Source organism: Streptomyces sp. NPDC103540, from assembly GCF_055584445.1.
The window spans coordinates 384,186-407,925 of the sequence record NZ_JBVJMA010000005.1 but is presented as its reverse complement, the minus strand read 5'-3'; the positions used below and the strand labels follow the sequence as shown (position 1 = coordinate 407,925).

Here is a 23,740-nt window from a genome sequence, read left to right as displayed (position 1 = left end):
GACATAACCGGACATACTCGCCTCACCCTTGCTACGTTTCCCCCATGACCGCTCTGACGGCGAAGGTGGCGGAACCCGCTCCGCTCCCGCCCCCCGCCCGCGCCCCCAAGCGGCGCGGCATCGAGCTGACCCTCCTCGTCGGCGCGGTCCTGATCTCCGTACTGGGCCACGTCTACGTCGGCCTCGCCGCCGGCGCCCCCGCGCCCGGCCCCGGCGCCCCCGCTCCCGCCCCCCGCCCCGTCGCCCCCTACGCGGCCGGCCTCGGCGTCGCCGCGCTGCTGGCCCACCTCGCCGTCCGACTCCGGGCCGCCCACGCCGACCCGCTGCTGCTCCCCATCGCCGTCCTGCTCAACGGCCTCGGCCTCGTCCTCATCCAGCGCCTGGACCTGGCCACCCCCGGCGAGAGCGGCGCCGGCGACCAGCTGCGGTGGTCCGCGCTCGGCGTGACGCTCTTCGTGCTCGTCGTCGGCCTCCTGCGCGACCACCGCGTCCTCCAGCGCTACGCCTACCTCGCCGTCACCGTCGCCCTCGCCCTGATGCTCGTCCCCGTGTTCTTCCCGGCGGTCAACGGCGCCCACATCTGGATCCGGTTCGCCGGCCTCTCCTTCCAGCCGGGGGAGTTCGCCAAGATCCTGCTCGCGGTGTTCTTCGCCGCCTACCTCGCCGCGAACCGCACCGCCCTCGCCCTCACCGGCCGCCTCCTGTTCTGGAGGCTGCGGCTGCTGCCCGGCCGGGTCCTCGGCCCGATCCTGGCGATCTGGCTGCTCAGCGTCGGGCTGCTGGTCCTGGAACGGGACCTCGGTACCTCGCTCCTCTTCTTCGGCCTCTTCGTGATCATGCTGTTCACGGCCACCGGCCGGATCGGCTGGATCGCCATCGGCCTGCTGCTCGCCGCCCTCGGCGCCTACGCCGTCGGAACCTTCGAACCCCACGTGAACAGCCGCGTCGACGACTGGCTGAATCCTTTCGCCTCCATCGAGCGCGGCGAAGGCCCCGGCCAGCTCGCCCAGTCCCTCTTCGCCTTCGGCGCCGGCGGCCTGCTCGGCGCCGGACTCGGACACGGCCAGTCCTTCCTCATCGGCTTCGCCGCCAAGTCCGACTTCGTCCTCGCCACCGCCGGCGAGGAACTCGGCCTCGTCGGCCTGACGGCGATCCTGCTCCTCTACGGCCTGCTCGTCTCCCGCGGCTTCCGCGCCGGCCTCGCCCTGCGCGACCCCTTCGGCCGCCTCCTCGCCACCGGACTCGCCTCGATCATCGCCCTCCAGGTGTTCGTGATCGCCGGCGGCGTCACCGGGCTCATCCCGCTGACCGGCATGGCCATGCCCTTCCTGGCCCAGGGCGGCTCCTCCGTCGTCACCAACTGGATCATCGTCGCGCTGCTGGTCCGGCTCAGCGACAGCGCCCGCAGACCCCGCCCCGAGCGGGAGGGGGTCGAGTGATCCGCTACATCCGCTGGTGCGCGTACTTCTGCGCCCTGCTGCTGCTCGCCCTGCTCGTCAACGTGGCCCGGGTGCAGGTCTGGGAGGCCGCCGCCTACGGGGCGAACCCCGCCAACAAGCGCCCGGCCGTCGCCCGGTACGCCGAACCGCGCGGCGACATCCTGGTCGACGGCAGACCCGTCACCGGCTCCCGCGACAGCGGCCAACTGCTGCGCCACGAGCGGACCTACGTCAACGGCCCGCTCTACGCGCCCGTCACCGGCTTCTCCTCCCAGACCTACGGGACCAGCTTCGTCGAGCGCGCCGAGGACGCGGTCCTCGCCGGGGACGACCCGGCGCTGTCGGCCTTCCCGCTCTGGTACGAGCTGTCCCGCGGCCGCCCCGGCGGCGGCGACGCGGCGACCACCGTGCGGGCCGCCCTCCAGGAGGCCGCCTACCGGGGGCTCGGCGGCAAGCGCGGGGCGGTGGCCGCGCTGGAGCCGGCGACGGGCCGGATCCTGGCGCTGGTCAGCAGCCCCTCGTACGATCCGGGCCTGCTGTCGGGCACCGGATCGCGGGTCAAGGCGACCTGGGAGCGGCTGAACGCCGACCCGGCCCGGCCCATGCTGAACCGGGCGCTGCGCGAGACGTACCCGCCGGGCTCCACCTTCAAGATCGTGACGGCGGCCGCGGCGCTGGACGCGGGCGTGGTCACCGACGTGGACGCCCCGACCCGCACCCCCGACCCGTACCCGCTGCCCGGCACCCACACCCTGCTGCCGAACGCGGGCACCGGCTGCGAGGACGCCTCCATGGCGGAGGCCGTGCGGTGGTCCTGCAACACGGTGATGGCGAAGATCGGGGTCCAGGTGGGGCTGCGACGGATGGTGGAGGCGGCCGAGCGCTTCGGGTTCAACGACGCCGGCCTGCGGGTTCCGTCGTGGGTCTCCCGGTCCGGCTTCGACACGGACATGAGCCGGGACCAACTGGCCCTCTCCTCGATCGGGCAGTTCAACACGAGGGCGACCCCCCTTCAGATGGCGATGGTGGCGGCCGCCGTCGCCAACGGGGGAGAGCTGCGCACCCCCCACCTCGTCGACCGCACCACCCGGGACGACGGCTCCCCGGTCCGCCGCACCGACCAGCGGACGCTGGGTCGCGCCATGAGCCCGGCGACGGCACTGCGGATGCAGGAGCTGATGGTGCAGGTCGTCGAGGACGGCACCGGACGCAACGCCGCCATCCCCGGCGCCGTCGTCGGGGGGAAGACCGGCACCGCGCAGCACGGCGTGGGCAACGCCGGCACCCCGTACGCCTGGTTCATCGCCTGGGCCAGGGCCGAGGGCGCGCCGCAGCCGGCCGTGGCGGTCGCCGTGGTGGTCGAGGACGCGGCGGCCGACCGCCGGGACATCAGCGGCAACAGCGCGGCGGCGCCCATCGCGCGCGCGGTCATGGAGGCCGCCCTGAGGACCGGCTGACCCCCGCCGAGGGTCGGCCGTGGGGGAACGCCGTCCGCCCGCGGGGCCTCGCGGGCGGACGGCACCGCACGGACCGGCGCGGCACGGTGCGGCACCGCACGGACCGGCGCGGCACCGCACGGACCGCATCGCACCGCACGGGGCGGCGGCCCGCCGTATCCGAGCTAGGACCGGTACACGCGCAGCTCCCGCACCTCGTAGGACATCTCGGCGACCCCGGGCCCGGGCGAGGGGTGGTAACGCCCGGCCGACACCGACAGGTTGACGATGAGGTACGCGTGCCAGCCGCGGCCCACGCCGCGACGGTCGGCGAAGACGCGGACGCCGTTCAGCCACCACACCACGGACCTTCTGCCGAACTCGCACTTCAGGTCGATCCAGCCGCCGGGCCGGACCTTCGCGTCGCGGTGGTAGCGGTGTGCCTCGTGGACGTGGTTGGACAGTTCCAGCAGGTCGGGGTTGTCGGGGTGGTACTCGAAGACGTCGATCTCCTGGCCGCCGTCCCGCCAGGTCCAGATCGCGGGCCAGGCCCCGACCTCCACGGGCAGGCGGACCCGGGCCTCCAGCACGTCGCCCGTGCGCACCATGAACCCCTCGTCGCTGCCCTCGGTGGTGAGCAGCCCGGCGTCCCAGTTGCCGTCGGGGCGCGGGGTGGCGCGGAAGGTACCGCCACGGCTGTAGGCGGGGTCGGTGGTGAGGTGGTCGAGTTTGTTGTCGCCCGGGTTGACCGGGCCGCCGCCGGGATAGGCCCACGAGCGGCCGGCCACCCATTGTGACGGCGAGGAGAAGTCGGCGGTGAAGACGGGAGCGCGGCGGGGGGCGAACAGCGGCAGCACGCCGCCCCCGCCCTCACCACCCGTCACAAGGCGCCGGGTGAGGCGCCGCAGCCATCCAAGTGCTTCCGGTTCCATTCCTCTGGCATGCCCGCCCCGCGCCGCGCCACACGTCCTGTTCTCACTGAGAGTAATCACAGTAATCCCGAGTGATCACAGTGTCGTACGGGATCACGCCGCGCCGGTCGCCTCGTTCAGGTGTCGGATTCGGCCGGCGCGTCGCCCGCGCCCTGCCGGATGGCGGCCTCGACCTCCGCCACGCGCTCGCGCTCCTCGGCGGCGAAGCGCTCGCGGTCGAGGTTCTCGGCGATCTCCTCGTCCTGGCTCATCAGCAGGTCGAGGTTGGAGTCGCCCATGTCGAAGACCCCCATCTCCAGGTACGCCTTCTGCAACCGCTCGCCCCACAGGCCGATGTCCTTCACGCACGGCACGATCCGGCTGAACAGCAGCTTGCGGAACAGGCGCAGGAAGTCGGAGCGCTCGCTGAACTCCTCGGCCTCCTTCCGCGGGATCCCGAAGTTCTCCAGGACCTCCACCCCGCGCAGCCGGTCGCGCATCAGGTGGCAGCCCTCGATCACGAACTCCTCGCGCTCGCGCAGCTCGGCGTCCGTCAGCTGCCGGTAGTAGTCGCGCAGGGCCATCCGCCCGAAGGCCACGTGGCGGGCCTCGTCCTGCATCACGTAGGCGAGGATCTGTCGGGGCAGCGGCTTGTCGGTGGTGTCGCGGATCATGCCGAACGCGGCCAGCGCCAGCCCCTCGATGAGCACCTGCATGCCGAGGTAGGGCATGTCCCAGCGGGAGTCGCGCAGGGTGTCGCCGAGCAGCTCCTTGAGGTTGTCGTCGACCGGGTAGAGCATCCCGACCTTCTCGTGCAGGAAACGTCCGAAGATCTCCGCGTGCCGGGCCTCGTCCATCGTCTGGGTGGCGGAGTAGAACTTCGCGTCGAGGTCGGGAACGGACTCCACGATGCGCGCCGCGCACACCATCGCGCCCTGCTCGCCGTGCAGGAACTGGCTGAAGTTCCAGGCGCTGTAGTGCCGGCGCAGCTCGCCCTTGTCCTTCTCCGTCATCTTCGCCCAGTGCCGCGTCCCGTACAGGGTGAGGACCTCGTCGGGGGTGCCCAGCGGGTCGTAGGGGTCGACCTCGATGTCCCAGTCGATGCGTTTGGCGCCGTCCCACTGTTTGTCCTTGCCCTTCTGGTACAGCGCGAGGAGCCGTTCGCGGCCGCCGTCGTACTCCCAGCTGAAGCGGGCCGAACCGGAGGCGGGGATCCGCCAGACGCCCTCGCCCGGGTCCTCGGTGTAGAGCTCGTGCGTCGACACTGACGCCTCCTGGTCTCACGTACTTCCGTACAGGACTGGACAGTTGGCAGCGTCACACGTTGGTAGACGCGGGGTCAACAAGTCGGGCGCGGGGGATTGACGGCCTTGCTGACAAGCAGTCTCATAAGAGGTGACCGCCGGTAACCCAGACGCGAGGTGCCCGAAGCCATGACGACAGTGACGCAGCGACCCGCGCTGAGGGACGCCCTCGGCCTCCTCAAGGACCGCGAACAGGTCGCCGAGCGACTGCTCGAATCCTCGGCCAGACACTCCTTCGACCCGGACACCGAACTCGACTGGGACGCACCGCCGATCGACGGCAAGTACTACTGGCCGCCCGAGCTGATCTCGCTCTACGACACCCCGATGTGGAAGGGGCTCGGCGAGGAACAGCGCATCGAACTCTCCCGCCACGAGGCCGCCGCCCTCGGCTCGCTCGGCGTCTGGTTCGAGATCATCCTCATGCAGCTCCTCGTCCGCCACATCTACGACAAGTCGGCGACCAGCAACCACGTCCGCTACGCCCTCACCGAGATCGCCGACGAGTGCCGGCACTCGATGATGTTCGCCCGCATGATCCGCCACCACGGAGCCCCCGAGTACCCCGTCTCCCGTGTCCACCACAACCTCGGCCGCGTCCTCAAGACGGTCTCCACCACCCCCGGCTCCTTCGCCTGCACCCTCCTCGGCGAGGAGGTCCTCGACTGGATGCAGCGCCTGACCTTCCCCGACGAGCGCATCCAGCCCCTGGTGCGCGGCGTCACCCGCATCCACGTGATCGAAGAGGCCCGCCACGTCCGCTACGCCCGCGAGGAACTGCGCCGGCAGATGCTCACCGCCCCCCGCTGGGAACGCGAACTCACCCGCGTCAGCTGCGGCGAGGCCGCCCGCGTCTTCTCCCGCGCCTTCGTCAACCCGGCCGTCTACGACAACGTCGGCCTCGACCGGCGCGAGGCCGTCGCCCAGGTCAGGGCCAGCGGACACCGCCGCGAGGTGATGCAGACGGGCGCCAAGCGGCTCACCGACTTCCTCGACGACATCGGGGTGCTCAGCGGAGTCGGCCGCCGACTCTGGCAGATGTCCGGCCTCCTCGCCTGAAGGTGTCGTCTACGCTGCGGACATGACCGTACGGGCCTACCGCAGACTGGGCGTCGAGGAGCGTAGGGCCCAACTCCTCGACGCCGCACTCACGTTGTTCGCGCACCGGGCACCCGAGGAGGTCTCCCTCGACGACGTCGCGGAGGCCGCCGGGGTGTCCCGGCCGCTGGTCTACCGCTACTTCCCCGGCGGCAAGCAACAGCTCTACGAGGCCGCCCTGCGCTCGGCCGCCGACATGCTCGAACTCTGCTTCGCCGAACCCCAGTCCGGCCCGCTCACCCGACGGCTCTCCCGCGCCCTGGACCGCTACCTGGCCTTCGTGGACGAACACGACGCGGGCTTCGCCGCCCTCCTCCAGGGCGGCAGCGTCGTGGAGACCTCCCGCACCACGGCGACCGTGGACGGCATCCGCCGCGCCGCCGCGCACCAGATCCTCCTCCACCTCGGCGTACCCACCCCGGGTCCGCGCCTGCGGATGATGGTCCGCACCTGGATCACGGCCGTCGAGGCCGCCTCGCTGATCTGGATCGACGAGGGCAAACAGCCGGAGGTCGCGTCCCTGCGCGACTGGCTCGTCGACCAGTTCATCGCCCTCCTCACCGCCACCGCCGCCACCGACCCGCAGACGGCGGCCACCGCCCGCGCCGCGCTCGCGCTCGAACCGGCCGACGGCCCCGTCGGCGTCCTCGCCCGGCGCGTGGTCCCGGTGGTCTCCGAAGCCGCTCACCTGCTGTGACACTGGTGGGGTGAGAAGCGAACCGACCCCCTTCGAGGGGGGCCCGATGGACGGCAGGGTCCTGCCGATCCTCGTCGGCCCGACCGGACACCCGCCGAAGTGGTACGAGATCCCCGTCCCGTCCCCGGACGGCGGCCCCGCGACGGTCCTGCTCTACGAGCGCGTCCCGGCCGGCTACACCAAGCTGCTGCACCTCCAGAAGGGCTGGAAGTACGCCTACTCCCCGACGGGCGTGAAGCCCCGCCCGCGCTGGCCCTGGACGAAGCCCCCGAAGCCCTCGCAGTCCCCGCAGCCCCCGCAGGACTGACCGGGGCACCCGGCCGCGTCCGGCGGCCCCGTCGGACGGCCGGTCGGGCCCGGGGGAGACCCGTACGAGGGCCGCGCCCCGGGATCCGTAGGCCGACCGGGGGCGCCGGCGCCCCGGGAGCACCACGTCGAGCGGGCCGCCGGCCCTACGGCAGGCGCAGCACCGCCTCCGCCCCGCCCCCCTCGGCCTCGCGGAACTCCAGCCGCGCCCCGATGGCCCGCGCCTGCCCCACCGCGATCGTCAGCCCCAGCCCGTGCCCCTTGCCCCCGCTGCGGAACCGCTGCGGCCCGCGCGCGACCAGGTACTCGGGGAACCCGTCGCCGTGGTCGCGCACGGACACCACCGGCCCGTCCACCGTCACCACCACCGGCACCCGCCCGTGCTTGTGGGCGTTGGCCACCAGGTTCCCCAGCACCCGCTCCAACCGCCGCCGGTCCGTCTCCACGTGCGCGTCCCGCAGGACCACCACCGCCGTGTCCGTCCCCGACGCCCGCACCACCCGGCGCACCAGCCGCTCCAGCTGGTGCAGGTCCGTCTCCATCACCTCGCTGCCGGAATCCAGCCGGGAGATCTCCAGCAGGTCCTCCGTCAGCTGCCGCATCGTCCGCACCCGCTCGCGCACCAGCTCCGTCGGCCGCCCGTCGGGCAGCAGCTCCGAAGCGGCCTGCAGACCCGTGAGCGGCGTCCGCAGCTCGTGCGCCACGTCCGCCGTGAACCGCTGCTCGCTCAGCAGCTTCCCCTGGAGCGTCCCCGCCATCGTGTCCAACGCCCCCGCGACCGTCGACACCTCGTCCTGGCGCCGCGCGGGGTCCTTCGTCCGCGGGTCCCCGACCCGCGCGTCCAGGTCACCCTGGCTGATCCGCCGCGCGACCGTCGCCGTCTGGTGCAGGCGCCGCGTCACCCGGGTCACCGCGAACGCCCCCATGAGCAGCGTCCCCCCGATCGCCAGCACCGACGACCAGATGATCGCGTTGTCCAGCCCCCGGATCGTCCGCGCGCTCTGCCCGTAGTCCACGGCCACCGCCAGCGCCCGCCCGTCCGCCGGGGCGGCGGCCCACATCAACGACCGTCCCCGGTACTCCGCCACGACCGTGCCGCGCTGCCCGCCGCGCACCGCCAGGGCCCGCAGCTGCGGCGGCAGCCCCGCCGGGTCGACCCCCGCGTCCGGCGGGAGCGCCTCCCCGGCCTCGTAGGCGCGCGAGGCGTCGTGCAGCCTGCCCAACGCCTTGTCGCGGGCCGTCGCCACCGTCTGCCGGGTCACCTCCACGTGCACCAACGCGCCCAGCACCGCCGCCAGCGAACAGCACATCACCACGATGAAACACGCGGACTTCCAGGTCAGCGTGGCCGTCCACGCCGGCAGTCGAGGTCTCACGGCGCTCCCGCGCCGGAGGGCGCGGTCGTCGCCGAGGCGCCCGGACCGGGCACGCGCACGATCTGCTCGCGCGTGGGCAGCATCGTCCGCTGCCGCGCGTCCCACGACCAGGCGGTGATCAGCGCGTAACCCGGATTCCCGCTCGGCACGCGCAGGACCACGTCCCGCCCGGCCAGCTCCACGGAGACCACCGTCTCGGTCGTCGCCATGATCCGGTTCAGCCGGCCGTCGGCGTCCGCCGTGTAGGCCCGTACGGACATCATCCGGTCGGGCAGCTCGATCCCGACGACCAGCTCGTCCCTGCCGTTCCCCGTCAGGTCCCGGTAGTACGGCTTCAGCACCGGGCACGCCCCCGGTGCCCGCCCCGCCGTCCCGCACCCCCTGATCGCGTCCGCCGTCTCGCGCGGCATCCCGTCCGGCCCCACGGAGATGTCCGGGTGCGCGTCCAGCTCCGCCCGCACCAGCGCCACCGGATCGACGCCGTGCACGTCCTGGTCGCGCACCGGCGGCAGTCCCCGTACGTACTCGGGCGGGGCGCCCCCCGGATCGGCGGGCGGTACGTCCGCCCCGCGCCGCTCCGGCCACAGGTGCACGGGACCGCTCGCCGTCGGGGTCGGCCCGGCGGCGGCCAGCCCGCCGGTGTCCCCGCACCCGGCCGTCGCCACCACCGCCGCGAGGGGCAGCAGCAGGGCGGCGCACGCGCGCGGCAGGCGCTCGTCCACGGCGGGGTGGCCTCCTTCGGGCGGTGCGGGCCGCGCGGTACGGGCGGCCCGCGGTGGCGGTCGGGTTCGACCAACCTTATGCAGACCTACGCACCTTTTGCCCGTACGGCCGTCCCCGCCGCCCCCGCGCCCGCACGGGTCCGGGCCGCACCGCACCCGCCTCGGAGGGGGTGCCTCAGCCCTCCGTACGCCCGCGCCGCAGCATCGCGAAGCCCAGCCCGGCGGCCCCGATCGCCGCGATGCCGCCGCCCGCGGCGAGCAGCAGCACGCCCTCGCCCGGACCGTCGGCCAGGGTGTTCAGCCGCAGGGTGTCGGCGGTCCCGACCGGGCCCCGGTCGGAGACGGGGGTGACGTGGGTACCGCCCCGCGTGCCGGTCTTGTGCCCGTCGCCGGCCACCAGGTGCGAGCCGTCCTCGGGGCCGGTGTCGCCGACCCACGAGGAGAGCCGGCCGTCGGGCCGCAGCGCGGCGTGCAGCTCGCCGGTGTTCCCGAAACCGGTGAACCCGTCGCGGCTGGTCAGGGTGGCGACGGTGGTGCCCGAGCGCAGGATGTCGGCCTGGAAGGCGTTCTTCGCGATCCGGTACACCCGCGCCGTGGAGCGGCCGTCGGCCAGGGCGACGCTCTTGACCAGGGTCCGCTGCACGGCCGAGGTGGAGGTGGCCGGAACGGCGTCGGCGGCGGCCGCGGCGGTGGGCAGGGCCAGCAGACCGGCGGCGCAGGCGGTCACGGCGGTGGCGCGAACGAGGGTGCGGCGGCTGACGGTGTTCACGGGCTTCCTTCGACACGGGGCAGGAGGACCCGGAGGATCGAGCGGGTCCTGAGGGCACCAACGTAGGGGCCCGCCGTTGCGGTATGACCGTGACCTTGTAACAGCGAGGCAGCAGCGAGCCGACGGAGTCGTTACACAACCGAGGGATTGCCGCGCGCGGCGGCGCCTGCTCCCATGGACGGCGGGGGTGACGCCGATGCGTGGACTCAAGGTGCTTCCGAGCGGCCGGCCCGGCCGCGGCAGGCTCTACGTCAACCGGGCCGACGGGCAGGCGGTGGCCTGGTACGACCGCCCGGCCAACCGGATCAGCGTACTGTCCGAAGACCAGCGCGAGGCGGTGCTGGCCGCCCTGCGCCCGTACCTCACCGGCGGCTGGACCATGGGCCCGCCGCCCGTCCCCACCGCCGCCGAGCTGCGCATGCTCGTCCTGCCGCCCGACGAGGACCTGGCCCCGAACCGGCCGGGGGAGACCCTGATCGGCGAACTCGCCTACGGCGCCCCGGGCGGCCGGGCCCGCCACCGGATCCGCCAGGACCTCCTGGCGCGGCAACGGGTGGGGGCCGAACTCGACGCCCTGGAACGGGAGTCCCCCGACTGGCGGGCCCTGCACGACGTCCCGCTGCCCGGGCTCGGACTCCTGGACCACCTGCTCGTCGGCCCGTCCGGGGTGCTCGCCGTCCGCACCGTCCCGGGTCGCCGCCGGCGCGCCCACGTCGGAGACCTGCTGCTCACGGTGGGCCGCGCCGACCCGAGCCCGGACCCCCGCTGGATCCGCCGCGCCGCCGCCTGCGCGGCCCGGCTGTTGACCGCCCCGGTGACCCCCGTCCTGGCCCTGACCGACGCCTCCCGGGTGGAGGTGGCCCCGACCGTCCGGGACATCCTGATCCTCCAGCCGCCGACCGCCGCGACCACCCTGAGGGCGATCCCGCGCTCCCTCAAACTCCCGGACGTCGACGCCCTGTTCACGCTGGCCCGCACCCGCCCGACCTGGACCTGACCCGGACCCGGCCCGACCCGGGCCTGACCCGACCCGGACCCGGGCCTGACCCGGCATCGGAAGGCGCCAGGCTCAGGCCGAACTGCGCTTGCGGGGCGCCGCCTTCTTCGCCGCCGCGGCCGTCGTCTTCTTCGCGGAGGTCGCCGCCGACCTCGACGTCGCTTTCGAAGTCGACCCGGAGGCCGTCGACTTCGCGCCGGCGGACCCGCGGGAGGAGGCCTTGGCCGCGGTCGACTTCGAGGTCCCCGCCCCGGCGGAGCCGGCCCTGGTGCCCGCGCTCTTCGCGGCCGTCGTCTTCGTCGTCTTCGTGGCCGTCGTCTTCGCCGGAGTCGTCTTCGAGGCCGCCGACCGGCTGGTGCTCTTCTTCGGCGCGCCGGCCGCAGCCCCGGCCGTCCCGCGCGCGCCCGACGCCGTCGTCTTCTTGCCGCCCACCGCCTTGGGCGTCGAGGTCGAGGCCGTCTTCCTCGCCCCGCGGCGGATCGGCGTCACCTCCGCCTCGCGCTCCTCCCCGTCGTCCGGGGTCGGCTCGCCCCGCGAGGCCCGCGCCGCCCGCACGCTGCTCTCCAGCGCCGCCATCAGGTCGATCACCTTGCCGCCGGCCGGCTCCACCACCGCCTCCGCCGGCTCGAACGCCCCGCTCGACTTCGCCTCGATCATGGACTCCACGGCCTCGCGGTAGTCGTCGTGCAGCGAGGCCATCTCCACCTCGCCGAGCGTGGCCATCAGGGCGTCCGCCAGGTCCAGTTCGGCGTCCCGCACCGACACCGTCGCCTCCGGCGCCACCCCCTCCGGCTCGCGGATCTCGTCCGGCCACAGCAGTCCGTGCATCGCGATCACGTCACCGACGACCCGCAGCATCCCCAGCCGCTCCCGCCCGCGCAGCGCGAACTTCGCGATGGCCACCTTCCGGCTCCGCTTCAGCGCCTCCCGCAGCAGCGTGTACGGCTTCGCCGCCGTCGCCCCGTTCGCCGCGAGGTAGTACGCCGCGTCCATCTGGAGCGGATCGATCTCGTCCGCCGGGACGAAGGACACGATCTCGATCGTCTTCGCCGTGGCGATCGGCAGCCGCGCCAGGTCCTCGTCCGTGATCGGGATGATCGACCCGTCCGCCTCCTCGTACCCCTTGCCGATCTCGGCGCCGGGCACCTCCTCGCCGTCCAGCTCGCACACCTTGCGGTACCGGACGCGGCCCCCGTCCGTCACGTGGATCTGACGGAAGGAGATCGAGTGGCTCTCGGTGGCGTTCACGAGCTTGATCGGAATGCTGACCAAGCCGAAGGAGATCGCCCCGTTCCAAATGGATCGCACGGTTCCTCCTGATTCGTGGCAATCTCATCGTATGACGCCGATCACCACGGTGGAGGGGCGTCGCCTCGCCCTCAGCAACCTGGACAAGGTCCTGTACCCCCGGACCGGCTTCACCAAGGGCGAGGTCCTGCACTACTACGCGACCGTCGCGGACGCCCTCCTCGCCCACGTCCGCGACCGCCCGGTCTCCTTCCTGCGCTACCCGGACGGCCCGGACGGACAGCTGTTCTTCACCAAGAACCCGCCGCCCGGTACGCCCGACTGGGTGAGGCGGACCCCGGTGCCACGCTCCGACGACCCCCGGGCCGAACAGGTGGTCGTCGACGACCTCCCGAGCCTGATGTGGGCCGCGAACCTCGTCGTGGAGTTCCACACCCCCCAGTGGCGGGCCTCCGCCCCCGCCGTCGCCGACCGCATCGTCTTCGACCTCGATCCCGGCGAGCCCGCCGGCGTCGTCGAATGCCGCGACGCGGCCCTCTGGCTGCGCGAGCGCCTCGCCGCCGACGGCCTGGAGGCCCACGCCAAGACCTCCGGCTCCAAGGGACTCCACCTGGCCGTCGCCATCGAGCCGACCCCCTCCGAGCGGGTGTCGGCGTACGCGAAGGACCTCGCCCAGGAGGCCGAACGGGTGATGCCCGAGCTCGTCACGCACCGGATGGCCAAGGCGCTGCGCCCCGGCAAGGTCTTCGTCGACCACAGCCAGAACGCCGCCGCCAAGACCACCGCCGCCCCCTACACCCTGCGGGCCCGTGCCCTGCCGACCGTCTCCGCACCCGTCTCCTGGGCGGAGGTCACCGCCTGCCGGACCCCCTCCGACCTGGTGTTCCTCGCCGAGGACATTCCGCCCCGGCTCGCCGCCGACGGGGACCTCCTCGCCCCGCTGAACGACCCCGACCGGGCCGGGAGGCTGCCGTGACCACCACCGGCCCGGCGATCCGCGTCGCCCTCGCGGTCGCCGTGCGGAGCCTGCCGCGCGAGGCGGGTCTGGCGTACGAGCCCAAGTTCGACGGCCACCGCCTCGTCATCCGGCGCACCGCCGAGGACGTCGTCCTCCAGGCCCGCTCCGGGCGGATCGTCACCGGCGCCTTCCCCGACCTGGCCGCGGCCGCCCGCAGGCTGCCCGCCGGGACCGTGCTGGACGGCGAGGTGGTCGTCTGGCACGCCGGGCGCACCGACTTCGCCCTGGTCCAGCGCCGGGCCGCCGCGGCGACCACCACCCGGGCGGCCGTGCTCGCGCAGAGCCTGCCCGCCTCGTACGCGGCCTTCGACGTGCTCGAACTGGCCGGGGTGGACGTCCGCGGGCGCCCGTACGAACGCCGCCGGGCCCTCCTCGTCGACCTGCTGCTCCCGCTCGGCCCGCCGCTCCAGCCCGTCCCGATGACCACCGACCCCGAACTCGCCGAGACCTGGTACGAGACCCTGCCCGCCAGCGGCATCGAGGGCCTGGTCGTGAAGCGGCTCGACCAGGCGTACCCGACCGGGCGTCGCGTCTGGCGCAAGCTGCGCCACACCGACGTCCGCGACGCGGCGGTGGTCGGCTACACCGGGACCCCGCGCCGCCCGCTGGCGCTCGTCCTGGTGCCGGCCGGGACGGAGGACGACACCCCGCTGGTGTCGAGCCCGCTGTCGGCCGGGCTGCGGGCGGAGCTGGTGGCGGCTCTGGCGGCGCGCGAGTCCGCCGGCGATGAGGCGGGCGGGGAAGCGGCGGGCGGCCCCGCGGGCGGTTCCGCCCCGACGGCCACGATCGTCGCGATCGGCTTCGGGGAGCTGCCCTTCCGGCCGCTGGACCCGCCCCTGGCCGCCGAGATCCGCCAGGCCTCGACCCGCCACCCGCCGCCGGAGGTGCTCCGGCTTCGGACGGACCTCTGACGGATCTCTGACGGACCTCTGACACGCCCGCGGCCCGCGCCGGGGGCGCGGGCCGCGGGACGGCTTCGGTCGGGGTCCGTCAGGAGTGGGCGCCGCGTCCCGCGTCCGGGGGAGCGCCGGGCTGGGGGTGGGGGCCGGGGCCCTGGGGGTGCTCGTAGCCCGATTCGCGCTCGGCGCGGGCCTCGTCCTGGTGGCTGTGCGTGCGGGACCCGAAGTTCCCGTAACCCTGCATCTCGTGCGGCCGCAGTCCGCCCTCGGGGATCTCGACGTGCTCGCGCTCCTCGCGCACCTCGTACACCGCACCGCCTTCCGGCAGGTGCGGCTGGCTCTCGGCGGTGGGGGGCGGCGGCTCCTTCGCCCGCACGCGCTGGCCCAGCTTGAACCCCCCGAGGAGGAATCCGGCCACGATGATTCCGACCACCAGGAACCACGCGATGTCGGTCAGGATCCTGTCCAGCGCGATGTAGGTCAGGGTCGTGTTCATACGCCCCATTTTCCCGCACTTTGATGAGATATGCGCCACTCGGCCACCCCGAACCCCGCCCCGGCGGGCCGCCCCCGAACGGCCTCGGCCCCGCCCCCGCGGCGCACGACGGGCCGCGGACGCGGGGCCGACACCACCCCGAACGGAGCAACTACCTCAGCGGACCGTCCGAATCCCGCAGCCCCGGACCCTCCTTGCCACCGAGCACCCCGAGGATCTCCGCACAGATCGCGAGCGCCGTCTCCGCAGGCGTCTTCGCCCCCAGGTCCAGCCCGATCGGGCCGTGCACCCGGGCCAGCTCCGAACCCGTCACACCGGCCGCCACCAGCCCGTCGGTGCGCCGCGCCGTGGTCCGCCGCGAGCCGAGCGCCCCCACGTACGGCACCTCCAGCGCGAGCGCCGTCCGCAAGGTCGGCACGTCGAAGTCCTCCTCGTGGCTCAACATCACCAGGCAGGCCGCGTCCCGGTGCGCCCCGAGTACCTTCTCGGCCTCGACGGCGTCCTCCACGGCCACCGCCTCCCACCCCAGCAGCTCCGCCTGCCGCGCGATCACCCGCGCCAGCTCACCGCCGCCGCCGATGACCACGTACGGGGCCGACGGATACGCCTCCACGAGCACCAGCCCGGAACCCCCGTACAGCGCGTCCCGACCGGGCCGCCGCGTCCCGAGCAGCTCCCCGGCCCGCCGCGCGGCGTCGTCCGCCGCCGGCTCCCCGGCCCGTACGACCTCGCTCACGGCGGTGTCCGCACCCTCCCCGAGCCGGGTCACGAGCGCCACCCCGGCCCCCGAGCCGAGCAGCTCCCACCACTCCGCCGGAACCGCCGACAGCGGCTGGAGCAACACCTCCGCCTGACCCCCGCACGTCAGCCGCGCCTCCTCGGCCTCGGCCCGCCCCACGGACACCTCGCACACCCGCGCCCCGTCCCGGCCGGCCCCCTCCAAGGCCCCGGCCTCGGCGACGAGTTCGGCGTCGAAGACACCCCGGTACAGGGCCCCGACACACTCCCCGCCCGCGTCCACGAGCACGGCCCCGGCGGGATCCCGCGGCCCGAACCCCGACTCGGTCACCGGCCGCGCCAGGAACGCCACCCGCCCCTCGGCCACCCAACGCCGTGCCGTCTCCGCCAGCTCACGCATCCTCGTCGCCCCATCCCGGTCACGCTGTCTCCCCGCAAAGCGCCTGGTCAACGGCACGATGCGGCCTGACCTTCCACCCTACGCACGCCCCCGCCCCCCACCCACCCCCCAATCCCACAGACCCCGCCCCACCCCCCTCGTACGGACCACCGGAACCTGAGCCGCGCGAACCCTGCGCGCGGCAGCCGGGCAGGAGGCGGTTCGAACGCCCGACGATCACCCGCCTGGCAGGATGGACGCGCAAGGGAAGAGGCGGAGGGGGAGGCCCGTTGGGAAGCGCATTGCGTGTCGGTGAGGTACTGCGATCCGGCCGGAACAGGGATCCTTCGACGGTCCTCATCGACGGCCACCCGAACATCCACCACGTGACCGCCTCCCGGTCCCTCGCGCAGATCCAGCTGAGCAAGGGCATCAATCCGCTCGCCGCGATCAAGACGGCGAACGGCCGGGAGCGCCGTCCGGCCGTCCTGATCCGCTCCAGCCCGTGGAAGGCGGGATCTGCCGAGACTCCCTGGCACGACGACTTCGACCTGGCCAACGGGCGCATGAGCTACTACGGGGACCACCGGGTCGACCACACGGTCCCCTTGGGCGCCACCCCGGGCAACAAGGTGCTCCTCGGGGAACTGGACGGGCACCGGGCGTCGACCGCCGCGATGCGCGAACTGGCCGCTCCCCTACTGGTGTTCAAGGCCGTCTCACGCAACGGGACCGACAAGGGGTACGTCGAGTTCTGCGGCGTGGCGGTCATCGAGAACTGTGAGCGGGTCGAACAGCAACTCAGGGGACGAGCCTTCCCCAACCACCGTTACGAGCTCACCCTCCTGGACCTGAGCGCGGACGGCGACCGTGGCGGCAGTTCCGCGAGGAGGTGGGAGGGCTGCTCGCCGAGTTCGGCCTGCCCGAGTCGGCCGTGACCCCCGAGTACCCGTTCTGGTACCTGCGGAAGAGTCCGCTCTGGACCGTGCACGGCGTCACGCCCGAGCAGGTGCCCACGTCCCATGCCGCCGTGTTCGACCGGCTCAACCCCGAGGGCGGGTTGACCGAGCGGGTGGCCCGACTGCTGGCCGACCCGTTCGTCCGGTCCGAGGCGGTGGCCGTCCTGCGCGAGACCTACCTCGCCGACGTCGACCAGCACCACCTGCTCGCGCGGCTGGGCCTGGCCGGCCACGCCAGCGCGAGCGGCTTCCTGGAGGACGAGGACCCGGAAGCCGAGCCGGGCCCCGCCGCACGGCGCACGACCGGCGGCTCCGGCATCGTCCGCGACCGGGTCCTGGCGGCCAGGGTGAAGCAACTGCACGAGGACCGCTGTCAGATCTGCCGCCTCCAACTGCCGACGAGGTTCGGAACGTACAGCGAGGCCGCCCACATCCGGGGCCTCGGCCGACCCCACGACGGCCCCGACGAACTGTCCAACCTCCTTGTGCTGTGCCCCAACCACCACGTCCAGTTCGACGCCCTGGCCCTCTACGTCGACCCCGACGACGTGGTGCGCCGGACCACCGACAACAGCCGCGAGGGCGAACTCCACCGACACCCCGCCCACCCGATCCGCGAAGCCCACCTCCGCTACCACCGCGCCCTGTGCGGCAGGGACACCCTCGTGCAGCGCTGAGCCCTTCTCACGGTGGCCCCGGGAACGATGCTCAAGGACGAGCTCGATTCCGAAGACCCGGGAGGGCCGCGTCGCCGGCTCGACGCGGCCCTGCGCCGGCCTACGGAGGAGGGCGCCACGTTGCTCCCTCGGCAGCACGACACGGACCACACGCACATGCACCGTCGGAGCCTTGAACCTCCGGAAGGCGGAGCAGACCGCGCCGTCGCCCGGCACGGCCTGAAGTCACCGACTGCGCATACGCGAAGACCCCGTCTCAGCGAACTCGCTGACGGCGGGGTCTTTGGGCAACCTGCGAAGTGCCCCCGGCAGGATTCGAACCTGCGCACACGGCTCCGGAGGCCCCGTGCGTCTCACCTGTTTCACCAGGTCAGATGCCCAGGATGGTCATAGAGAGCCCCAGCGGTCCATGAATAGGCCGGGCGAGTTCACTTCTTCTTCCGCAGCTTCCGCATCTTCGCTTCAGCTTCCTTCTTCTTCCGCTGGGCCACACCGTAAGAGGTCCAGGCTCCTTGATGCTTCGAGCACTGCCCGCTTCCGATGATCGCCTTGCTTCGGCAGCGGCGACCGTCCTGCGTCGCCGCCCCGCACAGAGGTTGCGTCATCTCGTCCCCCCTCTGATTACCCTCACTGTCTGCACCACGACGATGGTGCAGGCGGTGGTACGTGCAGAGGGCGCACAGCGGGCCGAACGAAGCGCAGGGGCGCACACCCGCCCGTAGCGCGGAACGCCATGAACTTGGGAATCATCGTTCCTCGACACCGGAAATGCCATGTGAACTGCGGAAACGGGCGCCGGCCCGAGCCCTCCGGCCCGTTCCGACGCCCGCCAATGTCCGTGGTTCCCCGCCCTACCTGGCACGGGTCTGGCACGGGTTAGGACTGGTCGAGTTCGATCGTGAACACTCGATCGGCTCGGACGCGGAGGACGACGGGTGCGTCATCGCCGTTGAATGGGCCGTGGAAGTCGACGAACTCGCCGACAGTCGAGAACGACTGGGCTTCGACTTCCCGAACGTCTCCGTATCCTTTGTTGACCACATACTTGGGCATGGGATCAGCCCTTCGAGCTGCGCGGATCGCGGGCCGGTGCGACGGTGTTCTGTTCGCGTACCTGTCCATTGGTGCCCCGGATACGCAGTTCGCCACCACCGTCGTTGGCGAGGATCTCCTTGGCCCGTGCGATCGCAGCGGCCTGGGTAGGCAGGACGGCGCTGGCGCGTTCGGAGCCTGGCTTCGAGATGGACCAGCCGTCGTCGTGGGGTGATATGTCCCGCACGTTGGGCTTGCCTGACATGGTAGTTCCGTTTCCGAGGTCAGGCACTCGGCACCGCAGTCTTGGACGTTCCAAGCCAGGGCTGTAGGGTCCGATGGCGCGACCAACGCATCAGGCCCCATTGCCTGTGTCCGACCTCAAGTCGGGCCCGATGGGGCCTCTTTGGGTTGACCTGATAAGTGAAGCACCTCGGATGGCCCGTCAGCAACTATGCCGGGACTACATCTAGTAGGCACGGAGTGTCAGGGCCCTAGATCTAGTGGTCGCAGCATATTTTGACAGTAGGATACCGGCCACCGCTGACAACAGGGCGCGCGCAAAACGTAGTTGCCCCGCTACCTTCGGCCCCCAACTCCCATCCCGTCTGCCGTCGACCCACACGTATGTGGAGCGGGCGCGGGTCCTGGCGTCCAGGTGGAGCGCGTCACTGTACGAACGACCTGGACGCCAGGACCCGTGTCTGCTCGGCTTGCCTGGGTCGATGGCAGATGGGATGGGAGTTCCCCGCCCCAGCTACCCACGGCCTGCACCCGCCCGCGGCGCCCCCGCCGGAGGCATATCGGTGAGCGATGAAGCGTCGGCCCGCGGAGTTCGGCTCATGCCTTTGGGTCTATCCCACTCGCAGGGGCGGGCGTCGGCGGAGCGGAGCGCAGCCGGGTGCTTGATGAGGTAGAGAAATCTGTAACAGCTCCTGCTGCTCCGGCGGTCTTGCCGATCTGCCCACCGCCTGTTGGCATATACGTGGGGACGGCACGCAGGGGGCGGCTGATGAGCGAGCTGACGGTCCATCCGTGGAAGAGGCATGGCAGGGACCGGCTCTACGTGAACCTGCCGGACGGTGTGGCTGTGGCTTGGGCGGATCGAGCGACCAAGGTCGTGACGATCAAGATTCCGAAGTACCAGGACGAAGCTCTGGCACTCCTGCGGCTTCACCTTGGCGACGGGCTCGTCGTCAGTCCCACTCCGGCGCCTACTCGTGAGACCCGCCCCGCGGCGCCTCCCGGGCAGTCAGGGCAACCTGCCTCCGCACCCCCACCGCGCCGACCCGAACGGCCGGCGTCAGTCCCACCCCTCAGCCCGAGCGAGGACTTGGCAAGGAACCGGCCCGGCTCCCGGGTCGTCGGGATGATCGCAGAACGAGGGCCGTCGACGATGCAGCGTCTGAAGGCGAAGTTACTGCGGCAACCCTCCGAGTGGGACAGCTGGTACACCGGCCTGGAAGGCGAGCGGCGGGTGGGCCGTGAGCTGGAACGCCTCGTCCCGCTGGGCTGGCGGGTGCTTCACGGGATCGAAAAGGGCAACGGCGGTGACATCGACCACCTGATCATCGGTCCCGGCGGGGTGTTCACCGTCAACACCAAGCACCATCGGGGTGCCTCGGTCTGGGTGGGCGACTCCATGGCGAAGATCAACGGTGGGCCGCCCCGACCGTACGCCGCGGCAAGCCAGTCAGAGGCTGACTTCGTGCGGAAGGTTCTGGGGCGGTACTGCGCCTTCGAGGTTCCCGTCGAACCGGTCCTGGTCTTCGTCGGCATCGCGTCCCTGGATCGGGCAGCAACGCAGTACGCCGTCCGCGTCTACCAGGAGCGGGAGGTGGCCGCGCTGGGGCCGCTCGCCGGGGCGTTCACGCCTGAGCAGGTAGAGCACGTTTACGGCGTCGCTCGTCACCGACGCATCTGGCTCCGCGCCTGACCGGCAGCGTCCCGCAGGAGGCGACTCGTGAAGCCCTGCCGGCAGAGTCGTTCGTACGCCGCGTTCACGTCGTCCGGGATGTGCTGGCTGATCATGAATCCCTGCTCGGGTAGACCGACAGCCTTTGCAATGCTCCGACCAGCATGTCGATGACCAGCCGAGCGTCGCCGATCGAGTCGACGTACTCGTCCAGCGTCATCGGGCTGGAAGCGCTGATGATCTCCACTCCGAGCCAGAGCTTTCGCACCGTGGCGTACGCCCGGCGTTCCTCGTACGGCTTGCTGATCAGCAGGATGGAGGACACGTCGACGCCGACCTCTTGCAGCAGTTCGCGAGAGAAGGTGATGTTCTCGCCCGTGTTTCGGGCTCGCGGTTCGACAAGTACGGCAGAACTGGGGACGCCAAGTTCCAACGCCCGCTCGCGGTAGTGGACGGCCTCACCGCGGGGCATCCGATGGCGCGTTGTCGGGCTGGTGGCTCCCGTGAATACGAGCAGGGGAGCCATGCCGCGCTCGTAGAGTTCGACCGCCGTCTCGGCCACGCCCAAGTCGTGCTGCCGAGGCCAATCGCTACCGAGCACGGCTTCGGAGAGTGACCCATCTGGTGGTAGTCCCAGAGAAGTCGGGTGTCTGCCCAGTCCTGCGTAGAGATCAGTCCCGGCCTTCCCTCTCCTGCGCCGAGTCCGGTACTTGGAAGTCGTATTCCCAGGCGAAGCGCGAGGCAGCGTGCACCCCGAGGGCGAATTCGACCACGGTGCCGTCGGCCGTGTAGGTCGTCCGGTGCAGTTCGACTACCGGTTCGCCTTGCGGAAGCTGCAAGAGCCTCACTTCGTCGGCTGTAGGGGTGCGGGCGAAGATGCGCTCCTGCATGTGGTCGATCTCGTAGCCGGCGTCGTACAGAACACGGAATCCGCCGCCGCGCCTGCCGGACCGGGTGTCGGATCCACCAGCCGGGTTCCTTCGACGTGCTCGGGCCGGTAGTAGCTGGTGAGCGTGTGGGTCGGCTGGTCACCCTCCTTCACCAGTCGTGCGCGTGCGTACACCTGCGCGCCGGCCGGTAGCCCGTGTGCGGCCGCAGCCTCGGGCGGTGCCTCGACGAGACTGACCGACTGGGTCTGCTCGTTGCGACGGTACGCACGTCGTGACGATCCTCCGCGAACACCTCGACACTTTCGGGACCGCCGACGATGGCAGGCGGTTCTTCAGCGAGGGAGGGGGAATCGAAGATCTGCTGCGCGAGTACGAGTGATCGCGAGTGAGTGGCGATACGCTGCGAGGCCCCTGGACCTGTCCGGGCCCTTCGTCGTTCCCGGGGTGACCTGCGCCGATGGACCAAGATCCTGTCCACGAATAGTCCACAGCCGCTGACATACGGGTGCGCACGGCGGCAGTTGGCTGCACATACGCGAAGACCCCGTCTCCAGCATTCGCGCTGGTGGCGGGGTCTTCGGGCACTTCCTGCGAAGTGCCCCCGGCAGGATTCGAACCTGCGCACACGGCTCCGGAGGCCGTTGCTCTATCCCCTGAGCTACGGGGGCGTGTCGTTCGCTGTGCGGCGACGGGTTGAACACTACCAGCTTCCCCGGGGTGATCAGGAACGGATTCGGGTCGGAGGGGGAGGTCGGTCGCCCGGAGGGGGTGGAAGTGGCGAAAACCCGGACGCGGGGGCTTAGGGCGACCTACTCTCGAAGGGTGTCAGGCGCCCCGCGCCGGGTGCTTGTTGTCGACGACAACAAGGTCATCCGGCAGCTGATCAAGGTCAATCTCGAGCTGGAGGGCTTCGAGGTCGTGACCGCGAACGATGGTGCCGAGTGCCTGGAAGTCGTCCACCGGGTGTGTCCCGACGCGATCACCCTCGACGTGGTCATGCCCCGGCTCGACGGGTTCGGGGCCGCCGCGCGGTTGCGGGCCGATCCGCGGACGCGGCACCTGCCCGTGGCCATCGTCAGCGCGTGTACGCAGCACGAGGTCGAGGCGGGGATCGCCGCCGGGGTGGACGCGTTCGTCGCCAAGCCGTTCGAGCCCGCCGAGCTGGTCCGGGTCGTGCGGCGGCTCGTGGAGCGCAAGGACCGGTGGGAGAGGAAAGGGGCCCCCGCCGGACGCGGAAGGGGCTGAGGGCGAGGGATAGGGAGAGGGAGAGGAAGAAGGGGGAGTGCGGAGGGGGTAGGGGCAGGGGCTGCGCGGGGCACCTGTTCACATGGCGAAACCGGATGCGTGACCCGGAGCCTTCTCCCCTACGCTGGGTGCCGTGATCCCCGCCGACCTCTCTCGTGCCGTCGTACGCGCCGTACGCCGTGCCGTCGAGGACGGGGAGCTGTCCGGGCCCGTGCCCGCGCGGATCGTCGTCGAGCGGACGCGTCCCGGAGGGGTGGGGGAGTACGCCAGCCCCGCCGCCCTCCAGCTCGCGAAGGGGACGCCGCACCGCCCCGCCGACGTAGCCCGCGCGCTCGCCTCCCGGCTGGCCGTCGAGCCCGGCATCACCCGGGTGGAGGTCACCGGCCCCGGGTTCCTGAACTTCACCCTCGCCCCCCGCCCCGCCGCCGCCCTCGTGCGCGAGGTGCTCGACCGCGGCCCGTCGTACGGCTTCGCCACCGGGGCGTACGACTCCGCCGGCGCGGACGACCCCGCCGCCGGACCGCGCGAGCGCGTCGTCGCCGGGGCCGTCGCCCGGATCCGGGCGAGCCAGGCGCTGGAGACCGCGCCGCCCCACCCCGCCGCGCCGCACCCCGCCGCGCCGCACCCCGCCGCCCCCCGACCCGCCGCGCCCCCGCGCGTCGCCCCCCTCGCGCACCGCGACCTCGACGCCCCCGCGCGCTTCGGAGCCGACGCCGCCGCCTGGGCCATGCTCACCGTGCCGGCCCGCGAGACCCCCCACTTCGACCGGGGCCTGCTCGTCCAGGACGACTCCAACCCCTTCTTCCAGGTGCGGTACGCGCACACCCGGGCCCGCGCCCTGACCCGCGAGGCCGCCCGCCTCGGGTTCCGGGCGGAGGCGGGCGCGGAGCCGGGGGAGACCGGCGACGAAGGGCGCCGCCTGCTCGCGCTGCTCGCCGACCACCCCCTCGTCCTCGACGCCGCCGCCCACCACGGGGCGCCCGAACGGCTCGCGCGGCACCTGGTCGCCGTCGCCGACGCCCTCCTCGACTTCCAGTACCGGGTCCTGCCCACGGGTGACGAGAAACCCTCGGCCGCCCACCGCGCCCGGCTGGCCCTCGCCGAAGCCGCCGGGACGGTGCTGGCCGGCGGCCTGGCCCTCCTCGGCATGGACGCACCCGACTTCCTGTGAACCGTAAAGAGAGATACC

At 72.4% G+C, this 23,740-nt stretch carries 23 protein-coding genes, 1 tRNA gene and 2 pseudogenes; 13 read left to right on the top strand and 13 right to left on the bottom strand.

Going from position 1 to position 23,740, the window contains the following annotated elements; genetic code table 11:
- Positions 1–44 precede the first annotated feature (44 nt).
- Entirely contained in the window at positions 45–1,439 is a 1,395-nt protein-coding gene (locus ACZ6ZI_RS15195; RefSeq protein ID WP_469520293.1) for an FtsW/RodA/SpoVE family cell cycle protein, read from the top strand.
- A complete protein-coding gene (locus tag ACZ6ZI_RS15190) occupies positions 1,436–2,896 on the top strand; it encodes a penicillin-binding transpeptidase domain-containing protein (RefSeq protein ID WP_469520290.1) in 1,461 nt (486 codons plus the stop codon). Before ACZ6ZI_RS15195 ends, ACZ6ZI_RS15190 begins: the two co-directional genes overlap by 4 nt.
- A 164-nt stretch (positions 2,897–3,060) precedes the next feature.
- Here the strand turns inward: ACZ6ZI_RS15190 and ACZ6ZI_RS15185 are convergent, their stop codons facing one another.
- The gene (locus ACZ6ZI_RS15185; protein ID WP_469520288.1) at positions 3,061–3,807 is read right to left on the bottom strand and encodes a LamG domain-containing protein; all 747 of its coding nucleotides are present in this window, start codon (positions 3,805–3,807) and stop codon (positions 3,061–3,063) included.
- A 116-nt stretch (positions 3,808–3,923) separates the two neighbouring features.
- Entirely contained in the window at positions 3,924–5,051 is a 1,128-nt protein-coding gene (locus tag ACZ6ZI_RS15180) for a ferritin-like domain-containing protein (RefSeq protein WP_469520285.1), read from the bottom strand.
- Between the two features lie 168 nt (positions 5,052–5,219).
- Between ACZ6ZI_RS15180 and ACZ6ZI_RS15175 the strand changes: the two genes are divergently transcribed.
- The 3 genes from ACZ6ZI_RS15175 to ACZ6ZI_RS15165 are packed head-to-tail and all read left to right on the top strand — an operon-like array spanning position 5,220 to position 7,192.
- Positions 5,220–6,149, top strand: coding sequence for an AurF N-oxygenase family protein (locus ACZ6ZI_RS15175; protein ID WP_469520282.1), 930 nt, complete (start codon positions 5,220–5,222; stop codon positions 6,147–6,149).
- 22 nt (positions 6,150–6,171) lie between these two features.
- Positions 6,172–6,885 (top strand): TetR/AcrR family transcriptional regulator, encoded by a 714-nt coding sequence (locus ACZ6ZI_RS15170; RefSeq protein ID WP_469520279.1) that lies wholly within the window; start codon positions 6,172–6,174, stop codon positions 6,883–6,885.
- A gap of 10 nt (positions 6,886–6,895) precedes the next feature.
- Positions 6,896–7,192: a hypothetical protein gene (locus ACZ6ZI_RS15165; protein ID WP_469520276.1), complete on the top strand. Its 297-nt coding sequence runs from the start codon at positions 6,896–6,898 to the stop codon at positions 7,190–7,192.
- Positions 7,193–7,337: 145 nt separating this feature from the next.
- Here ACZ6ZI_RS15165 and ACZ6ZI_RS15160 read toward each other — a convergent pair whose 3' ends face one another.
- The 3 genes from ACZ6ZI_RS15160 to ACZ6ZI_RS15150 form a co-directional block, all read right to left on the bottom strand.
- Positions 7,338–8,567 carry an ATP-binding protein gene (locus ACZ6ZI_RS15160; protein ID WP_469520272.1) on the bottom strand — a complete coding sequence of 410 codons (1,230 nt, stop codon included), beginning with the start codon at positions 8,565–8,567 and terminating at the stop codon, positions 7,338–7,340.
- Positions 8,564–9,289 carry a hypothetical protein gene (locus ACZ6ZI_RS15155; protein ID WP_469520269.1) on the bottom strand — a complete coding sequence of 242 codons (726 nt, stop codon included), beginning with the start codon at positions 9,287–9,289 and terminating at the stop codon, positions 8,564–8,566. Before ACZ6ZI_RS15155 ends, ACZ6ZI_RS15160 begins: the two co-directional genes overlap by 4 nt.
- A gap of 175 nt (positions 9,290–9,464) precedes the next feature.
- On the bottom strand, positions 9,465–10,058 hold the full coding sequence (locus ACZ6ZI_RS15150; protein WP_469520267.1) for a hypothetical protein: 594 nt from the start codon (positions 10,056–10,058) through the stop codon (positions 9,465–9,467).
- Between the two features lie 196 nt (positions 10,059–10,254).
- Between ACZ6ZI_RS15150 and ACZ6ZI_RS15145 the strand changes: the two genes are divergently transcribed.
- Complete coding sequence (locus ACZ6ZI_RS15145; protein ID WP_469520263.1) at positions 10,255–11,055, top strand: nuclease-related domain-containing protein; 801 nt, start codon at positions 10,255–10,257, stop codon at positions 11,053–11,055.
- Positions 11,056–11,127: 72 nt separating this feature from the next.
- Here the strand turns inward: ACZ6ZI_RS15145 and ku are convergent, their stop codons facing one another.
- On the bottom strand, positions 11,128–12,363 hold the full coding sequence (gene ku, locus ACZ6ZI_RS15140; protein WP_469520260.1) for a non-homologous end joining protein Ku: 1,236 nt from the start codon (positions 12,361–12,363) through the stop codon (positions 11,128–11,130).
- A gap of 31 nt (positions 12,364–12,394) precedes the next feature.
- Here ku and ligD point away from each other — a divergent pair, with 31 nt between their 5' ends.
- Entirely contained in the window at positions 12,395–13,279 is an 885-nt protein-coding gene (gene ligD / locus ACZ6ZI_RS15135; RefSeq protein ID WP_469520257.1) for a non-homologous end-joining DNA ligase, read from the top strand.
- Positions 13,276–14,232, top strand: a complete 957-nt coding sequence (locus ACZ6ZI_RS15130) for an ATP-dependent DNA ligase (RefSeq protein WP_469520254.1) — start codon at positions 13,276–13,278, stop codon at positions 14,230–14,232. The genes ligD and ACZ6ZI_RS15130 overlap by 4 nt, the downstream gene beginning before the upstream one ends.
- A 79-nt stretch (positions 14,233–14,311) precedes the next feature.
- Here ACZ6ZI_RS15130 and ACZ6ZI_RS15125 read toward each other — a convergent pair whose 3' ends face one another.
- A complete protein-coding gene (locus ACZ6ZI_RS15125; protein ID WP_363053290.1) occupies positions 14,312–14,716 on the bottom strand; it encodes a DUF6479 family protein in 405 nt (134 codons plus the stop codon).
- A gap of 151 nt (positions 14,717–14,867) precedes the next feature.
- Complete coding sequence (locus ACZ6ZI_RS15120) at positions 14,868–15,854, bottom strand: XdhC family protein (RefSeq protein WP_363053291.1); 987 nt, start codon at positions 15,852–15,854, stop codon at positions 14,868–14,870.
- Between the two features lie 365 nt (positions 15,855–16,219).
- Here ACZ6ZI_RS15120 and ACZ6ZI_RS15115 point away from each other — a divergent pair, with 365 nt between their 5' ends.
- Together ACZ6ZI_RS15115 and ACZ6ZI_RS15110 are read left to right on the top strand one after the other, a co-directional pair.
- Entirely contained in the window at positions 16,220–16,771 is a 552-nt protein-coding gene (locus ACZ6ZI_RS15115; RefSeq protein WP_469520248.1) for a hypothetical protein, read from the top strand.
- Positions 16,726–17,469, top strand: coding sequence for an HNH endonuclease (locus tag ACZ6ZI_RS15110; protein WP_469520245.1), 744 nt, complete (start codon positions 16,726–16,728; stop codon positions 17,467–17,469). Before ACZ6ZI_RS15115 ends, ACZ6ZI_RS15110 begins: the two co-directional genes overlap by 46 nt.
- Before the next feature lie 876 nt (positions 17,470–18,345).
- On the opposite strand, the gene ACZ6ZI_RS15105 is transcribed toward ACZ6ZI_RS15110, so the two are convergent.
- Positions 18,346–18,522 carry a hypothetical protein gene (locus tag ACZ6ZI_RS15105; RefSeq protein WP_469520242.1) on the bottom strand — a complete coding sequence of 59 codons (177 nt, stop codon included), beginning with the start codon at positions 18,520–18,522 and terminating at the stop codon, positions 18,346–18,348.
- A 4-nt stretch (positions 18,523–18,526) separates the two neighbouring features.
- Positions 18,527–18,766 carry a DUF2188 domain-containing protein gene (locus ACZ6ZI_RS15100; RefSeq protein WP_469520239.1) on the bottom strand — a complete coding sequence of 80 codons (240 nt, stop codon included), beginning with the start codon at positions 18,764–18,766 and terminating at the stop codon, positions 18,527–18,529.
- 1,131 nt (positions 18,767–19,897) lie between these two features.
- On the opposite strand from ACZ6ZI_RS15100, the gene ACZ6ZI_RS15095 reads away from it, so the two are divergent.
- Complete coding sequence (locus tag ACZ6ZI_RS15095) at positions 19,898–20,437, top strand: nuclease-related domain-containing protein (protein ID WP_469520236.1); 540 nt, start codon at positions 19,898–19,900, stop codon at positions 20,435–20,437.
- Here the strand turns inward: ACZ6ZI_RS15095 and ACZ6ZI_RS15090 are convergent.
- The 3 genes and pseudogenes from ACZ6ZI_RS15090 to ACZ6ZI_RS15080 all read right to left on the bottom strand — a co-directional run bounded on the left by ACZ6ZI_RS15090 (position 20,410) and on the right by ACZ6ZI_RS15080 (position 21,974).
- Positions 20,410–21,091: pseudogene (locus ACZ6ZI_RS15090) on the bottom strand (YdcF family protein). The gene ACZ6ZI_RS15095 and the pseudogene ACZ6ZI_RS15090 sit on opposite strands and share 28 nt — an antisense overlap.
- A pseudogene (locus ACZ6ZI_RS15085) lies at positions 21,088–21,584 on the bottom strand (UTRA domain-containing protein); the annotation flags it as partial. The pseudogenes ACZ6ZI_RS15085 and ACZ6ZI_RS15090, both read right to left, overlap by 4 nt.
- Before the next feature lie 318 nt (positions 21,585–21,902).
- Positions 21,903–21,974, bottom strand: a tRNA-Arg gene (locus tag ACZ6ZI_RS15080).
- A gap of 106 nt (positions 21,975–22,080) precedes the next feature.
- Here ACZ6ZI_RS15080 and ACZ6ZI_RS15075 point away from each other — a divergent pair.
- Both ACZ6ZI_RS15075 and nrtL read left to right on the top strand, forming a co-directional pair.
- Positions 22,081–22,551, top strand: coding sequence for a response regulator (locus ACZ6ZI_RS15075; protein ID WP_469520594.1), 471 nt, complete (start codon positions 22,081–22,083; stop codon positions 22,549–22,551).
- 133 nt (positions 22,552–22,684) lie between these two features.
- Positions 22,685–23,722, top strand: a complete 1,038-nt coding sequence (nrtL, locus tag ACZ6ZI_RS15070) for an ArgS-related anticodon-binding protein NrtL (RefSeq protein ID WP_469520234.1) — start codon at positions 22,685–22,687, stop codon at positions 23,720–23,722.
- Positions 23,723–23,740 lie beyond the last annotated feature (18 nt).

Coding starts and splice junctions, on each gene's coding strand:
- ACZ6ZI_RS15100 (WP_469520239.1), bottom strand. CDS start 18,766: ATGTCAGGCAAGCCCAACGTGCGGGACATATCACCCCACGACGACGGC.
- ligD (WP_469520257.1), top strand. CDS start 12,395: ATGACGCCGATCACCACGGTGGAGGGGCGTCGCCTCGCCCTCAGCAAC.
- ACZ6ZI_RS15185 (WP_469520288.1), bottom strand. CDS start 3,807: ATGGAACCGGAAGCACTTGGATGGCTGCGGCGCCTCACCCGGCGCCTT.
- ACZ6ZI_RS15120 (WP_363053291.1), bottom strand. CDS start 15,854: ATGCGTGAGCTGGCGGAGACGGCACGGCGTTGGGTGGCCGAGGGGCGG.
- ACZ6ZI_RS15125 (WP_363053290.1), bottom strand. CDS start 14,716: ATGAACACGACCCTGACCTACATCGCGCTGGACAGGATCCTGACCGAC.
- ACZ6ZI_RS15145 (WP_469520263.1), top strand. CDS start 10,255: ATGCGTGGACTCAAGGTGCTTCCGAGCGGCCGGCCCGGCCGCGGCAGG.
- ACZ6ZI_RS15175 (WP_469520282.1), top strand. CDS start 5,220: ATGACGACAGTGACGCAGCGACCCGCGCTGAGGGACGCCCTCGGCCTC.
- ACZ6ZI_RS15170 (WP_469520279.1), top strand. CDS start 6,172: ATGACCGTACGGGCCTACCGCAGACTGGGCGTCGAGGAGCGTAGGGCC.
- ACZ6ZI_RS15105 (WP_469520242.1), bottom strand. CDS start 18,522: ATGCCCAAGTATGTGGTCAACAAAGGATACGGAGACGTTCGGGAAGTC.
- ACZ6ZI_RS15195 (WP_469520293.1), top strand. CDS start 45: ATGACCGCTCTGACGGCGAAGGTGGCGGAACCCGCTCCGCTCCCGCCC.
- ACZ6ZI_RS15095 (WP_469520236.1), top strand. CDS start 19,898: ATGCAGCGTCTGAAGGCGAAGTTACTGCGGCAACCCTCCGAGTGGGAC.